14 protein-coding genes and 1 tRNA gene are annotated in these 13,685 nt (G+C 65.7%); 5 read left to right on the top strand and 10 right to left on the bottom strand.

Going from position 1 to position 13,685, the window contains the following annotated elements:
- Positions 1–32: 32 nt before the first annotated feature.
- Positions 33–452 (top strand): Zn-ribbon domain-containing OB-fold protein, encoded by a 420-nt coding sequence (locus WAX14_RS17125; RefSeq protein ID WP_422629252.1) that lies wholly within the window; start codon positions 33–35, stop codon positions 450–452.
- 47 nt (positions 453–499) lie between these two features.
- The gene (locus WAX14_RS17120; RefSeq protein WP_422629251.1) at positions 500–1,648 is read left to right on the top strand and encodes a thiolase family protein; all 1,149 of its coding nucleotides are present in this window, start codon (positions 500–502) and stop codon (positions 1,646–1,648) included.
- Between the two features lie 68 nt (positions 1,649–1,716).
- Here WAX14_RS17120 and WAX14_RS17115 read toward each other — a convergent pair whose 3' ends face one another.
- Entirely contained in the window at positions 1,717–2,703 is a 987-nt protein-coding gene (locus WAX14_RS17115) for an endonuclease/exonuclease/phosphatase family protein (RefSeq protein ID WP_422629250.1), read from the bottom strand.
- A gap of 38 nt (positions 2,704–2,741) precedes the next feature.
- Entirely contained in the window at positions 2,742–3,521 is a 780-nt protein-coding gene (locus WAX14_RS17110) for a DUF427 domain-containing protein (RefSeq protein WP_422629249.1), read from the bottom strand.
- Positions 3,522–4,197: 676 nt separating this feature from the next.
- On the opposite strand from WAX14_RS17110, the gene WAX14_RS17105 reads away from it, so the two are divergent.
- A complete protein-coding gene (locus WAX14_RS17105; RefSeq protein ID WP_422629248.1) occupies positions 4,198–4,938 on the top strand; it encodes a DUF6745 domain-containing protein in 741 nt (246 codons plus the stop codon).
- 18 nt (positions 4,939–4,956) lie between these two features.
- Positions 4,957–5,409 carry a hypothetical protein gene (locus WAX14_RS17100; protein WP_422629247.1) on the top strand — a complete coding sequence of 151 codons (453 nt, stop codon included), beginning with the start codon at positions 4,957–4,959 and terminating at the stop codon, positions 5,407–5,409.
- 66 nt (positions 5,410–5,475) lie between these two features.
- Here the strand turns inward: WAX14_RS17100 and WAX14_RS17095 are convergent, their stop codons facing one another.
- Positions 5,476–6,669: a GDSL-type esterase/lipase family protein gene (locus WAX14_RS17095; RefSeq protein WP_422629246.1), complete on the bottom strand. Its 1,194-nt coding sequence runs from the start codon at positions 6,667–6,669 to the stop codon at positions 5,476–5,478.
- 89 nt (positions 6,670–6,758) lie between these two features.
- On the opposite strand from WAX14_RS17095, the gene WAX14_RS17090 reads away from it, so the two are divergent.
- The gene (locus WAX14_RS17090; RefSeq protein ID WP_422629245.1) at positions 6,759–7,328 is read left to right on the top strand and encodes a TetR/AcrR family transcriptional regulator; all 570 of its coding nucleotides are present in this window, start codon (positions 6,759–6,761) and stop codon (positions 7,326–7,328) included.
- A 76-nt stretch (positions 7,329–7,404) separates the two neighbouring features.
- Here the strand turns inward: WAX14_RS17090 and WAX14_RS17085 are convergent, their stop codons facing one another.
- The 7 genes from WAX14_RS17085 to WAX14_RS17055 all read right to left on the bottom strand — a co-directional run bounded on the left by WAX14_RS17085 (position 7,405) and on the right by WAX14_RS17055 (position 13,458).
- The gene (locus WAX14_RS17085) at positions 7,405–8,163 is read right to left on the bottom strand and encodes an ABC transporter ATP-binding protein (RefSeq protein WP_422629244.1); all 759 of its coding nucleotides are present in this window, start codon (positions 8,161–8,163) and stop codon (positions 7,405–7,407) included.
- Complete coding sequence (locus WAX14_RS17080) at positions 8,160–9,215, bottom strand: iron chelate uptake ABC transporter family permease subunit (RefSeq protein ID WP_422629243.1); 1,056 nt, start codon at positions 9,213–9,215, stop codon at positions 8,160–8,162. The genes WAX14_RS17085 and WAX14_RS17080 overlap by 4 nt, the downstream gene beginning before the upstream one ends.
- Entirely contained in the window at positions 9,208–10,188 is a 981-nt protein-coding gene (locus tag WAX14_RS17075) for an ABC transporter permease (protein ID WP_422629242.1), read from the bottom strand. The genes WAX14_RS17080 and WAX14_RS17075 overlap by 8 nt, the downstream gene beginning before the upstream one ends.
- Before the next feature lie 77 nt (positions 10,189–10,265).
- Entirely contained in the window at positions 10,266–11,261 is a 996-nt protein-coding gene (locus WAX14_RS17070) for a siderophore ABC transporter substrate-binding protein (RefSeq protein WP_422629241.1), read from the bottom strand.
- Positions 11,262–11,751: 490 nt separating this feature from the next.
- A complete protein-coding gene (locus WAX14_RS17065) occupies positions 11,752–12,294 on the bottom strand; it encodes an RES family NAD+ phosphorylase (RefSeq protein ID WP_422629240.1) in 543 nt (180 codons plus the stop codon).
- 95 nt (positions 12,295–12,389) lie between these two features.
- Positions 12,390–12,896 carry a hypothetical protein gene (locus WAX14_RS17060; protein ID WP_422629239.1) on the bottom strand — a complete coding sequence of 169 codons (507 nt, stop codon included), beginning with the start codon at positions 12,894–12,896 and terminating at the stop codon, positions 12,390–12,392.
- Between the two features lie 488 nt (positions 12,897–13,384).
- Positions 13,385–13,458: transfer RNA gene (locus WAX14_RS17055), tRNA-Ile, on the bottom strand.
- Positions 13,459–13,685 lie beyond the last annotated feature (227 nt).

Raw genomic sequence — 13,685 nt, 5'->3', positions numbered from 1 at the left:
GCGACAGCTCCCGACTCGAAGGACTACGCAACATGACAACGAAGGCGCTCGCGCCCGACGTATCGACCTGGCCCGCCGAAGATCCGCACTTGATCGGGAGCCGATGCGCGGACTGTTCGGCAACGACGTGGCCGCAACAGCCACGCTGCCCTCGCTGCAGCGGCCCGAACATGTCCGAACTGCTCCTCCCACGCCGCGGCACCCTGGTGGCGTGGACGACGCAGGGCTTCGTCCCGAAACAGCCGTACGCGGGCAGCGAAACCGCGGAAACGTTCACGCCCTTCACGTTCGGGCTTGTACAGCTCGGTGACACGGTGCGGGTCGAGGCGCGCCTCACCGAGAGCGATCCGGCCGGGTTGCGCCCCGGCATGGAACTCGAGCTTCGATTTGTCCCGTTCTACACGGACCGGGACGGCACCGAGATCGTCACCTGGGCATTCGAGCCGATCTGACCACCACACCCCTGATCCACACCCCTGATCGAGGAGTTCCGAGAAACATGAACGACGTTGCCATCATCGGGGTCGGCCTGCACCCGTTCGGCAGATTCGGCACGAAGTCGGCCATCGAGATGGCCGCCGATGCGATCCAACTCGCACTCGCCGACTCCGGCGTCGCCTGGAAAGACATCCAGTTCGGCATCGGCGGCAGCTACGAGGTCGACAACACCGATGCCGTCACCCGACTGGTCGGCCTGACCGGGATCCCCTTCACGAACGTGTTCAACGCGTGCGCCACGTCGGCCAGTGCGATCGAGCAGACCGCCGACGGTATCCGCTCGGGCAAGTACGACATCGGTATCGCCGTCGGCACCGACAAGCATCCCCGCGGTGCGTTCACCGCCGATCCGGCGATGCTGGGCCTGCCCGCCTGGTACGCCGAGAACGGCCAGTTCGTCACCACGAAGTTTTTCGGCATGAAGGCCAATCGGTACTGCATCGACCACGACATCTCGCACGAGACACTCGCTCGGGTCGCCCAGAAGAATTACCGCAATGGTGGCCTGAATCCGAAAGCGTTCCGCCGCACCGAATTCAGCGTCGAGGAGATCCTCCAATCGCCGATGCTGAACTACCCGTTGACCGCCAAGATGTTCTGCGCTCCCGACGAAGGCGCGGCCGCCGTCATCATGTGCCGGGGCGATCTGGTGGCCAAGTACACGACGAACACACCGGTGTACCTGCGCTCCAGCGCAATCCGCACACGCACCTACGGTGCGTACGAAGTGCACGCGACCTGGGCCGCCGTCGACGAGGATGTTTCCCCGACGGTGTACGCCGCGAAGGCCGCCTACGAGGCCGCCGGTATCGGCCCCGAAGACGTCGACATCGCCCAGTTGCAGGACACCGACGCCGGCGCAGAGGTCATCCACATGGCCGAGACCGGTCTGTGCGCGGACGGCGACCAGGTGAAGATGATCGCCGAGGGAGTCACCGAGATCGGTGGCTCACTGCCGGTGAACACCGACGGCGGCCTGATCGCCAACGGTGAACCCATCGGCGCCTCGGGCATCCGTCAGGTGCACGAACTGGTGGTGCAGTTGCGCGGCCAGGCCGGCGACCGCCAGGTGCCGAACAACCCACGGGTCGGCCTCGCGCAGGTCTACGGCGCCCCCGGCACGGCCGCCGCCTCGATCCTGTCCCTCTGACCGGACATCACGGTCCGGGCGGCCCTGCCTCCTCCGGGGGGTGGGGCCGCCCGGACGGGGTGGCCGCATCACCGGATCCGGTGATCCTCGACGTCCAGTTCGATCCGCGCCACCACGGCACGGTGATCTGTTCCCGGTATGTCCACGGTGGTCACCTCGGTTGCTCGCCCACCCGCCACGAGTATGTGGTCGATGCCGACCACCGGCGGGAACGTCCGGTCGGAGGGGTAGGTCGCCAGACTTCCTGCACCCACCTGTTCGGCCGCGTTGGCGAAACGCCCGGACAGCAACGCGCGGAACTGCGTATGGCCGAAGGTCGCGTTGAAGTCGGCCCCGACGATCGCCGCGTGCTCCGCGGGCGCACGTTCGAGAATGACGCGCAGACGGAACAGTTCGTCGACCCACGTATGCGTTCCGAAAACCGGAGGAACGGGATGGAAGGCGTACACCGCGACCGGTCCGACCGCGGGTACATCCGCGATCGCCGAAAGTTGATTCATCACGAACCCGTCGTATTCGACGGTGCCGGAAAGCGGATAGGCACTCCAGATTCCGGTTCCGTTCGCCCCCACCGCCGGCGACAGGTACCGATGCGGTAACATATCGTCGAGGCCTTCTCGGGCCAGGGCGTCGACGGACTCCGGTGAGAGTTCATCGACGGTGAGTATCATGATGCCCCGCGTGCGCACCTCGTTCACCACGGCGGCAGCATCGGCTCCCCCGAACAGAATGTTCGCCTGCATTACCTGGACCGCGACTCTGCCTGCCGTGTCCGAGGCCACCGGGCCCGACTCGCCGACATGGAGCGGTACCTGCGTCACCACCGCACCGATCGCGACGAGACCCGCGATCGCAACACCCCGCCACCTTCGCAGCGCCGCGAACACGACTGCGCCGACGAACCCACCGGCCATCAGGTAGTGCGCACCCGACGCCGCGAGCACCAGCGGACGCGCCGACGACACACTGAAATGCAGGGCGAGCCCGATCGCCCCGATCCCGGTGGCCATCCACGCGACGCCACCGAGTCCGGCCCGCACCCACTTCGTTTCCATATCCGCCAGACAACCACGACGAGGTCGGAGCGCGTGGTTCACTCCGACACGGACAGCTCGACCGCGTCGTCGTAGAAGCACACGTACCCGGCGATGAGCCCCAACCCGGGCAACGGCTCCTCGTACGACCACGCCACATTGCCGGCCGGCGGTGGCCCCGCGAACGACCAGTACCTCGCCGTGCCCTTGTACGGACAACCCGTCCGCAGATCCGACCCCTCGAACAGGGAGAAGTCCACATCTGCGGGTGGAATGTAGAAGCGGGTCGGCAAGCCGGTCTCGAACACCAGCACCGGTGCACGGGTCTCGGCAACGACCGCGTCCCCCACCGAGACACGGACGTGACGAGAACTGGGGAGCGCATCGACGCGATGATGCGGGTCGCGCGGGTGACTGAACACCTCGGCTTCCTCCTCGTACCAATGCTCACCCTCGTCGACGTAGACGGCGTCACCCGGTTCCGGTTCGCCCTGCCGGAACCAGGCGAACCCAAGGCGATCGTCGAGCCGGTCGACGTCGAGTTGGAACACCGGCGAATAGGCACGCCGATCGCCGACGACGATGTCGTACCACTGCCACACATCGGGGCGGCTACGGCTCGGTGACAGCGACGCGGCGAGCAGATCGAAGCGCACGTCGTCGCGCGGGAAGGCGTAGAACGGCACCGGCTTCTTCGGAGCCCACACCAGGACGGCGCGCGCGCTGTCCACGACGGTCCGCCCGAACCACACTCCCCGGACCCTGCGCTCGCTGGGTTCGTACAGGTAGTCGTCGGTGTCGAGGGCGGGCCGGGGCACGGCGATCTTGCGGACTGGCATACTTCGACCGTATCGCGGGTGGACACGAACCGGTACGGACCCGGCAACCCGGCTGATGAGATGGCGGGCGGGATGCGCTGCTCAGCAGATGATCGACGAGCATTCCTTGCGACTTCGGCAGTTTCGTGCCATCCTCGACAACCATGATCACAGGAAAGGCGGCCTCCGCCCCCATCGCGTGACCGTCGTGGCGACCAACCGGGCGGTCGGCGACCGCGTCCCAAGCCATGACATATCCCTTCGCGCCACCCCTCCGCACAGCACCATCCCTCACGAACTGGCCACCGCTGTTCGGATTCGACGCGACCACTGGCTCGCACACGGACTGAGCAGCAGGCCCGCGGATCGGTCCCCCGCAGAATCCGCGGTGGCAGAACTGTACCGGCGAGCCGGGTTCGATCCACCCGAGTTCACATGGTTACCGTCACCCGCCGCGGCGTCGACGTTCATTGCGGATCAATCGCTTCCGGGGCCATCATCGACCTTCGACGACACCCACCCGTCGGTGCAGATCGCGTCGTTGCTGTCGACGTCACGGGGCCGAATGGACGCTCGGATCCAATGGCGCTATCCGACACCGGACTTCGGATACATGCCCCACTATGAAGGCCCGATTTCCCGGCACGGACCGCCACCGAATCCGGAGCGCACAATCCGTCGACTTGTTCGGGATTCGTTGCGCACCACACTCTTCGGAAATGTTGCCACCGCGATCCGCAGGATGCTTCCCCGCCCCATCGGTACGGTGAGTTGGTACGGGCAGCAGGAAGCCCACAGGATCGGATACTACGACACCATCCGGCACTGCGGTCTCGCCGGATTCGGCCGTGACGACCACGACCTCCTCGACCTCCAGACCACCCTCGCCGCGAGCACCGGATGGTGGTGGGCGTTCGGTGGAATATGTGTGATGGCCGATCGCCCCACCAGACTGCACACCGAACTGGAACCGGGCGGCGTCGACGGCGAGCGCCGCCTCCACCATTCCGACCGTGCGTCCCTCGAATATCAGTATGGAACAAGAATTTTCGTTCATCATGGCACCACCGTCCCGGAATGGGTGATGTGCGATCCGAACGCCGAACGTATCGGACGGGAACGCAACGTCGAGGTCCGTCGGTGCGCGATCGAACGGATCGGCTGGGACGCCTACATCGAGGCGGCCGGACTCACACTCGTCGATCGCGTCGACGATCCCGGTAATCCGGGCTGCCTATTGGAACTGTACGACACCCCGGGTGGTTGGGGTATGCCCGGACGGATCCTGCTCGCCGTCAACGGATCACCCGAACGCGACGGCACTCGCCGTCGCTACGGACTGCCCGTCCCCGCCTGGGTGCCGTCCGCCCTCGATGCCGCCGGGTGGACGTACGGAATCAGCGGCTCCGACTACTCCTTGCTCGTTCGCCGAACATGAACTCCCCGAGGTGAATCCATGGAATCTCCGCACAGCCTGTCCGACATCACCGAGTGGTGTGGCATCTACGTCTTCGACCATCTCGACCGAGAGGTATCGGTTCCCGTGGTCGACGGCCCGCAGGCCCAGGGCGATCTCATCGTCGTCCCGCATACGATGCTCGCACACGTGGTGACCTACGAGCCGTGGACCCGGACCGTTCCAGTCGCGCCGTCCGGCGTCGAGTTGCTGCGCAGCGCCGCCGGCGGCAATCCACATTCGCTCGTCGCAGACGAAGGTGCCTGCACCTGGGCCACTCCGGTCGCCGATCCGCGGGGTCTCGCGCTCGGGATCGTCGAGGTGACCGGGGCCGCGTACCTCATCCACCCCGAGCACGGTGCCACCGGCATCGCACCCGGCCGGTATGTCGTCGGCCGGCAGCGTGAACGCGGGAGCGGTCTCTACGGTGCGGCGAGGCTCGTCGCGGACTGATCACTCGCGCGCGGTCTCGTCGCCATGCCGAAGGCAACGATCAGCAGCCATGCCACGAGCCCCGGACTATCGGGCGCGTGCCGGCCGTGACTCGAACGCGCCGGCGCCTGCGAAGGCGCGCTCCGCGAATCGTTCACCGATGAGCCGGTGCGTGTCGGTGTCGGGGTGCAGACGGTCGGGCAGCGGCAGGTCAGCGTGGTCGTTCTCCCCGTACAGGTCACGCCCGTCGAGGTAGTACAGGTTCGGATCGTCCTCGGCGCGCTGCGCAACGATGCGGGCCAGATCGTCACGAATGGTCGTGAGCGTCAGCTTCCCCGCGGCCTGCTCGGCCGGATCTCCCGTCGCCACGAACGCGAGGGTCCCGGCGGCGAGGGCATCGGTGTCGAATGCGCCGGGGCCGGGAGTGTCCTCGTGGATCGGACAGTGGATCGGTGAGACGACGAGCAGCGGCGTCGTCGGATGCCCGTCCCGGATGGTATCGAGGAAGCCGTGTACAGCCGGGCCGAATGCGCGACGTCGCATCAGGTCGGAGTTGACGACGTTGATACCGATCTTGATGCTGATCAGGTCGGCCGGGGTGTCCCGCATCGTGCGGGCGGTGAACGGGTCGAGCAGGGCGCTGCCTGCGAGCCCGAGGTTGACCAGCTCCACTCCCCCGCGCGCGGCAGCGACCGCCGGCCAGATTCCGGACGGGGTGGCAGCGTTGGAACCGTGGCTGATCGAGCTGCCGTGGTGCAGCCACACCGGGCGGCCCTCGTCGCCCACCGGTTCGACCGGGGCGTCGGTGCGCAGCGCGACCAGTTCGGTGGTCTCGTTGTGCGGCAACCAGATCTCGACCTTCTTCGGCTCGAGCGGCAGGTCGGCGAACCGCGCGGTGCCGACGGTCCCGGAGCGGTGCTCGACGCTGCCGGTGACCAGGTCCACGATGATGGTGTTACCACCCGACACGCTTGCCCGACCGGCGAGCCTGCCGTCGACGAGCAGGTCGTACACCCCGGTCGGGCGGGGTGGGGCGCCGAGGTAGGTCCGTGTGGTCGGCAGGATGTCGAGTTCGATCGCCGTTGCCCGGGTGCGGAACACCAGCCGGACACCGGACGGCTGAGATTCGGCCATGAGCAGCTGCGGGTCCTCGCACTGGCGACGAGCCCGGGCGGGCAGCCGGTGCGGAAGGATGCCGTGCTCGGTGCGTTCGAGTTCAGCGGCACCGCGGAGCAGGTCCTGTGTGATCGGGGTGACCGCCGGGTCGGTCGAACGTGTCATGGATTCACCCTCCCCTCCCTAATGGCAAATGTAAATTGCCTATAGAATTTAGGCAAGGTGGGGGTACTCGAGCGAATAAGGTTCGGGGCATGGCACGAGCTGGGTTGACGACGGAACGACTGACGCTGGCCGGGGCCGAACTGGCCGACGAGGTCGGCTTCGACCGGGTGACGCTGTCGGCCCTCGCCCGGCGATTCGACGTCAAGGTCGCGAGCCTGTACTCCCACCTGCAGAATTCGCAGGACCTGCGAACCCGCATTGCGCTGCTCGCACTCGAGGAGATGGCGGATCGCGCGTCCGACGCCGTGGCCGGACGCGCAGGCAAGGACGCGTTGTTCGCGTTCGCGAACGTCTATCGCAGCTACGCCGGAGAGCACCCCGGCCGGTATGCCGCTGCCCGTATGCCCCTCGAGCCGGAGATCGCCGCCGCGAGCGCCGGGATCAGGCACGCGGCCATGACCCGGGCGATCCTGCGCGGCTACGACATCGACGAGCCGGACCAGACGCACGCGGTTCGGTTGCTGGGCAGCGTCTTCCACGGATACGCGAGCCTGGAGCTCAGTGGCGCATTCTCGCACAGCGAGCCCGATTCCGAGCAGAGCTGGAACCGGATCCTCGACACGCTGCACGACACGTTGAACAACTGGCAATCGACGTAGCTCGCCACTCCCGACCTCGGCCGGTCACCTCACCAAGGGTCGCCGGCGCGGCACCTCGTGGCGACAGGCGGCCGACCTACCGGTAGTAGACGGCCAGTGGACCGCTCGGCCCGTCGATGCAGGTGACGGGGGTGTCGAAGACGCGGCTGAGCGTGTCGTCGACGATGATCTCTGCCGGGGTCCCGAACTCGACGACCGAACCGTTCTTCACCGCGCAGATCCGGTCGGCGTACTGGGCCGCGAAGTTGATGTCGTGCAGGACGATGACGACGGTCCGTCCGAGTTCGTCGGCGGCCCGGCGCAGGTGTTGCATCATCAGAACCGAATGTCGCATGTCGAGATTGTTCAGCGGTTCGTCCAACAGCACGTATTCGGTGTCCTGGCACAGCACCATCGCGACATAGGCACGCTGGCGCTGCCCACCCGAAAGCTGATCCAGGTAGCGGTTTTCCAGCGGAGCGAGGTCGAAGAACTCGATCGAACGACTGATGATCTCCTGATCCTGCGCGGTGATCCGGCCTTTCGAATAGGGGAACCGGCCGAACCCGACGAGCTGCCGTACCGTCAGCCGGGTCACGAAGTGATTCTCCTGGCGCAGAATGGAGACGATCTTCGCCATATCGTTCGAGGACGTGCGGGTGATGTCGTATCCCGCGATCTCGATGGACCCGGAATCTGCGCCGAGCAGCCGGCCGATGATCGTCAGCAGCGTGGACTTCCCTGCCCCGTTGGGTCCGACCAGGGCGGTGATGCCACCGGCCGGGATCTGCAGGTCGACGGGGCCGATCGACACTTCACTGTTGTAGTCCTTACGGACACTTTTCAGTTCGATCACAGCCTGCCCTTTCGGAGGATGACGTAGAGGAACACCGATCCGCCGACGGCTTCGATGATGATGGACACCGCGCCTTCGGCGTAGAAGACGTTCTTGAGGACGAAGTAGGCGCCGGTGAGTACGACGAATCCGGTGAGCACCGCAACCGGGAACACGTAGCGATGGTCGTGAGTGTTCGCGAATTGATATGCGAGGGTCGCGACGAGGAAGCCGAGGAAGGTCATCGGCCCGATGAGCGCGGTCGAGACCGCCATGAGAATCGAGACGAGAAACAGCACGATCATGATCTCGCGGCGGTGGTCGAGACCGAGGTTCGTGGTGACGTCCCGGCCCAGCGCAACAAGATTGAGCTTTCGTGCGCGCAGCCACAGGGCTACCGCGGCCGCGACGCACAACGGTATCGCGATGGGAAGATACGACGGGTCGGCGCTCGACACGGAACCGAACAGCCGGGCGGTGAGAACGTCGAACTCGCTCGGCGTGAGCAGTCGTTGCATGAAGGCGGACACGGAGCCGAGTCCGCCGCCGAGGATAATGCCGACCAGCAGCATGACCTGCAGGTTGCCGTATTTTCCCGAGAGCAACCATCCGTAGAGCAGCAACGAGAAGAGCACCATCACCGCGATCTGCAGGATGAACTGCGGTGTGCCCTGGAGCGCCACCACGCCGGTCGCTCCCAGGAAGTACACGGCCGCCGTGGAAATCGCGACGTAGAGCGACTCGAATCCCATGATCGAGGGCGTGATGATGCGGTTGTTGGTCGCGGTCTGGAAGGCAACGGTCGCGGTCGCCTGGCACACGACGACGACAGCGATGACGACGAGACTGGTCGCGCGCATCTCCGCGATCCGCCAGAATCCGGCACTTCCGAACGGAACCGGATTGCCCCACATCAGGGTGCCCGCGGCGAAGAGGCAGGCGAGAACCACGAGACCGACGACGAGAAGCACGTAGCGGCGACGTGCTCGTGATGTCGGAAACGCATCCGATCCGGAGCGCTTCGTCGATCGGTCCGCCGCCGTGTGCGTCGAGGACGGTGAAATCTCAAGCATAGCGACGGCTCCGGAGCAGGAGAGCAACGAACACCACGGCGCCGACGACGCCGAGGATGAGGGAGACCGGGATTTCGAACGGCGCGATGATCGTGCGTCCGATGAGATCGCACACCGTCACGATGGCGATTCCCAGCAGGCAGACCCACGGTAGGTTGCTGCGCAGATCGTCACCGCGGAACATCGAGACGATGTTGGGGACGATGAGCCCGATGAACGGTAGATTGCCCACGACGACGGTCACGACTCCGGTGGCGATCGCGATGAGTCCCGTGCCGAGGAAGATGAGCCGGTTGTAGTTCAACCCGACATTGGTCGCGACGTCCTGGCCGAGGCCGGCCACGGTGAATCGGTCTGCGACGACGAACACCGCGATGGCCACCAACGCCACGATCCAGAGAACTTCGTACTGCCCCCGCAGGATCGAAGTGAAGCTACCGGCGAACCACACGCCGAGGCTCTGCAACATGTCGGTGGCCAGCGCGAGATAGGTCGTGATGGCACCGACGACCGCACCGAGCATGATGCCCACGATCGGCACGATGAGCGACGACGACAGCGAGACGCGGCGAAGGAACAGGAAGAAGATCATCGTCCCGACGAAGGCCGCGGCGATGGCTCCGGCCATGCGAGGCATGATGCCCGCGCCGGGTACGAGAATCATCATCAGGATGAGTCCGAGACCGGCCCATTCCGTGGTGCCCGCAGTCGTCGGCTCGACGAATCGGTTCTGAGTGAGCAATTGCATGACCAGACCGGACATCGCCATTGCGGCACCGGCAAGAACCAGCGCGATGGTCCGGGGGATGCGAGTGATCGCGAACATTTCCCAGCCGTTGTCCGCACCGACGATGTCGTAGACCCCGGTGAACAGCGACAAGACCAGCAGTATGCCGACTCCGAGGATTCCCAGCCCGAGTTTCCAGTCGAACAGGCCCCTTTCGGTGCGGGCGGGAACAGTGGGTGCGCTCATGATGCGTCGTCTTTCGTGATGCGATCAAGCCTGCTGCCCCGCGGTCTCGACCCGCGGGGCAGCAGAAGTGACGAGAATCAGGCCTTCTGCTGTTCGAGCAGGTCCGCCAGGGCGTTGAAGAATTCCGTGTAGGTCTGAATGCTCTCGTTGGTGTACGTGTCGGTCGGCAGATAGATCACGTTGCCTGCCGTGACCGCGGAGACACTCTTCAGCGCTTCGGTGTTCTCGATGATGTTCGCGGCAGGTACGAAGCCCTCGGCCGTTCCGGAACCGGTACCGGCGTCACGGTCCATGATGATGATCAGATCCGGGTTGGACGCGGCGATAGCTTCAACGGAGATGTCGTCGCCCTGGTGGTCGTCGGAGCCTTCGGGAACCTGCAGAGCCGGGGTGAGACCGAAGATGTCGAACATGGGGCCGATGGTGCGGCCGTTGCTCGGTGCGACATAGCCGATCTGGCCGGACGAGGTGATCAGACCCATCACCGTGGTGTCAGGGGTGTAGGCAGCCTGGACACGTGCGATCGACGCGTCGAACGCGTCGTTGAGTGCCTGCGCCTCGGACTGCTTCCCGAAGATCTCGCCGAGGACGGTGGTCCCGCGCTTGAGTTCGGAATCGAACGGCTGGTCGTCGCGCGGGTCGACCTCGACGATGGCGGCGTCCGGTGCGAGGCGCTGGAAGTCCTCACGGAACTGCGCGAACCGGCCGCCGTTGATGATCAGGTCGGGGTCGGCGGCGATGACGGCCTCGAGGTTCGGTTCGCGGTGGCTGCCGAGGTTGACGATGCTGCCGTCGGTCTTGTAGCCGATCGTGTCCGGGATGAGGGTCACGGCCGCGGCCGACAGGTCGATGCCCCAGGTGTCGAGTGTCTCGAAGGTGCTGTTGTCGGTCGCCACCACGGACCGCGGGGGGATCGTCACAGTTTGCTCGCCGAAGTTGTCCTCGACGGTGACGGTCGTCGCGTCCCCGGCGTCGTCGGCCGACGTGTCGGTCGTGGAGGTCGAGCACCCGGCCAGGGCAACGACGGCCAGGGCGCCGATCGCGGCGCGCCGGTACGAGATGGTGGCGTTCATAACTGGTGATCCTTGTTCTGCGTCGGGAGGCGGTGCGGCACCGCAGTAGAGCCACCTTAACCTAGCCTTACCTACCCATTTGTTGCGGCCACTACGGAGATTCAGCCAGGGCACGTGCCAGCGGGAACGGAATGCGGACACCGCATCCGGGTCGGCACCCGGGCCGGTCGCCGTGTCGGCACCGCCCGCACCCAGGCGATCCTGGTGTTGCGCTGGTTCCGCGACGATGCTCCACTGCGGCCACTGGCTGCCGAGGCCGCACTGCCGATCTCGACCTCGTACCGGTATCTGCACGACGGTATCGACGTGATCGCCGACCAAGCCCCCGACCTGCACGAGGTGCTCGGTCGGGCCCGGTGGGAAGGCTGGTCGCACGTGAGTCTGGACGGGACGTTGATCGAGATCGACCGGGTCTACGAGCGCAGCGAACACGGTCTCGGCCTCGAGGTCGATGCCGGCGATGCGGCCGCATCCGGGTTCGTGGCCGCGGTCAGAAACTTCCCGGGATGTCGAGAACCTCGATGCCCGCCGTCTGCTGCACGGCATTCCACAGATCGGGTCGGTCCGATAGCCCATCGGAACCCAGGACGGTGAAGTCAGTGGGCGTCGTCGGTGCGCTGCTCTGGTCTCCGCTCGGCGCGAACAGCGCGACGCAGGCGTCCGCGTGCGTCATCTCGTGCCGTGCCCAATACCGGATACCGTCGAAGCCTGCGTCTCGTAGAGCGCGAGCCCACTGCTGGGTGAGGGGGTAGTCAATGGTCGTGGAGATCTCCGACGTCACGCCGAACTGGATCGCAGCGTTGGAGGTCATGTCCGCGACCCACAGTTCCCTGCCGGCAGCCAGCGTCGAGATCGATCGTTTGTCGACTTCGGGTTGCGGAATGCGCTGGATGCCGCCCCAGGTCTCGAGCATCGTGATCAACTCCGACTCTGCGGCGTAACAGGTTCCGTCGGGACCGGAGAGGTCGAAGCGGCCGGCGCCGCTGGTGCCGAACCACCACGGAGCGAACTTGGATCCGTGGGTGCGATACATGTGTGTACCAGCGGGAACGGCGACCACAGGGAACCGTCCCCGGAGTTCATCCAGGGACGGTGGCGGGCTCAAATGCTGCCGGGCGCGCGGTGCGCTCACGAGGTCACCCGTGCAGATGCTTGCTGCGCGAGGGTGGTGACGGCGGGCACATCGCCGTCGAGGAGGGCCCGGCGTGGGGTACGCCCACCGAGTTCAGGCTGCGGACTCGACATCCACGAGGCGATGGTCCAGCCTTCGACATCGGCGTGCGCCCACCCGCCCAGAACGTTCTTGATCCCCAGGATCGGGGTGTGGGGTGCGGCGTCGGTCAATCCGCCGGACCAGTAGCCCACTCCCCCGTCGGCGGCTTTCAGCTGGAGCACGCGGCGGTCCCGGACAGCCTGACTGAGAGCCTGCTTGGACCAGCCGGTAACCTCGAGAGCTTGCTTGTGAGTGAGGATCGCGCCGATGTGGTTCTCCCACGCGCGGCGGGCCCTCAGATTCGACAGCACGGCCTTCACCCCGGCGGCGACGTACCTCGCATCGGCGGCGTCGAGCGGTTCGCCGGCCATCCCGCTGGCGTCAAGCTGGTCGTCGACGATTTTCTTCAGTGGGATACTCATGCACTTCATCGTCACCGGTCAAGCAGGTCAAGTCAAGGAGGTCAAGTCAAGGAGGTCAAGTCATTTGATACATGCGCCGGCACCGCAGACGGGTGTTCCTCTGCGGCAAGGCCGCACACGGCGCCCATGTCGGATGCGTTGTCCCGGCGCGGATCGAGCACCCGGCCCAGGGCCTCGACCGTCCGGGGTGCTCGGTGCGTCGCAGTACTGCACGGCGAACGACCTCATCGACCCGCTCACCCTCCTGATCGCGACGGGCCTACGCCGCCTCCGAGTTGCTGCGCTGCGGTGGTCGGAGGTAGACGACGAGGCTGACACCGTGACCGTGTCAGGGAAAGTCGTGCGGTCGACGAGTGCTACGTAACAGCGCGTCGCAGCGCTGATCGACGAGAAGGTCCTGTCCGTCCGGGTCGGTGCCGACTACCTCGGGTATCGGCACAATAGATGATGGATCAGTCCACCAAGGTGGACCGAAACACCCTCTGACGTGGGGCGGGCGGGGCTCGAACCCGCGACCAATGGATTATGAGTCCACGGCTCTAACCGACTGAGCTACCGCCCCAGTGCAGCCGCCTCCCGGCAGCGCGTTCCGAATGCTACCTGGCCCGGCAGACCACGCGACCCACCGGCTCACCGGAGCTGTCGACGCAGTGAACGATCCCGGGTTAATGGCCAGAATGTGTGTACAGAACCCCCAATATTTGGGCCCTGACCTCGAATGACGAGACACCGAACATGCTCTGAAAGCATGTTCGGTGTCGGTTACCCGGAATCCCCCCAACTGTGGTG

Source organism: Rhodococcus sp. (in: high G+C Gram-positive bacteria), from assembly GCF_049299235.1.
Classification (GTDB): domain Bacteria; phylum Actinomycetota; class Actinomycetes; order Mycobacteriales; family Mycobacteriaceae; genus Rhodococcus.
This window is presented reverse-complemented; position numbering and strand designations above follow the sequence as displayed.

What these genes read in the sequence shown, in the direction of transcription:
- WAX14_RS17070 (WP_422629241.1), bottom strand. Translation starts at nt 11,261, where the DNA reads ATGAACGCCACCATCTCGTACCGGCGCGCCGCGATCGGCGCCCTGGCC.
- WAX14_RS17065 (WP_422629240.1), bottom strand. Translation starts at nt 12,294, where the DNA reads ATGTATCGCACCCACGGATCCAAGTTCGCTCCGTGGTGGTTCGGCACC.
- WAX14_RS17080 (WP_422629243.1), bottom strand. Translation starts at nt 9,215, where the DNA reads ATGCTTGAGATTTCACCGTCCTCGACGCACACGGCGGCGGACCGATCG.
- WAX14_RS17060 (WP_422629239.1), bottom strand. Translation starts at nt 12,896, where the DNA reads ATGAGTATCCCACTGAAGAAAATCGTCGACGACCAGCTTGACGCCAGC.
- WAX14_RS17095 (WP_422629246.1), bottom strand. Translation starts at nt 6,669, where the DNA reads ATGACACGTTCGACCGACCCGGCGGTCACCCCGATCACACAGGACCTG.
- WAX14_RS17100 (WP_422629247.1), top strand. Translation starts at nt 4,957, where the DNA reads ATGGAATCTCCGCACAGCCTGTCCGACATCACCGAGTGGTGTGGCATC.
- WAX14_RS17110 (WP_422629249.1), bottom strand. Translation starts at nt 3,521, where the DNA reads ATGCCAGTCCGCAAGATCGCCGTGCCCCGGCCCGCCCTCGACACCGAC.
- WAX14_RS17075 (WP_422629242.1), bottom strand. Translation starts at nt 10,188, where the DNA reads ATGAGCGCACCCACTGTTCCCGCCCGCACCGAAAGGGGCCTGTTCGAC.
- WAX14_RS17120 (WP_422629251.1), top strand. Translation starts at nt 500, where the DNA reads ATGAACGACGTTGCCATCATCGGGGTCGGCCTGCACCCGTTCGGCAGA.
- WAX14_RS17090 (WP_422629245.1), top strand. Translation starts at nt 6,759, where the DNA reads ATGGCACGAGCTGGGTTGACGACGGAACGACTGACGCTGGCCGGGGCC.
- WAX14_RS17115 (WP_422629250.1), bottom strand. Translation starts at nt 2,703, where the DNA reads ATGGAAACGAAGTGGGTGCGGGCCGGACTCGGTGGCGTCGCGTGGATG.
- WAX14_RS17125 (WP_422629252.1), top strand. Translation starts at nt 33, where the DNA reads ATGACAACGAAGGCGCTCGCGCCCGACGTATCGACCTGGCCCGCCGAA.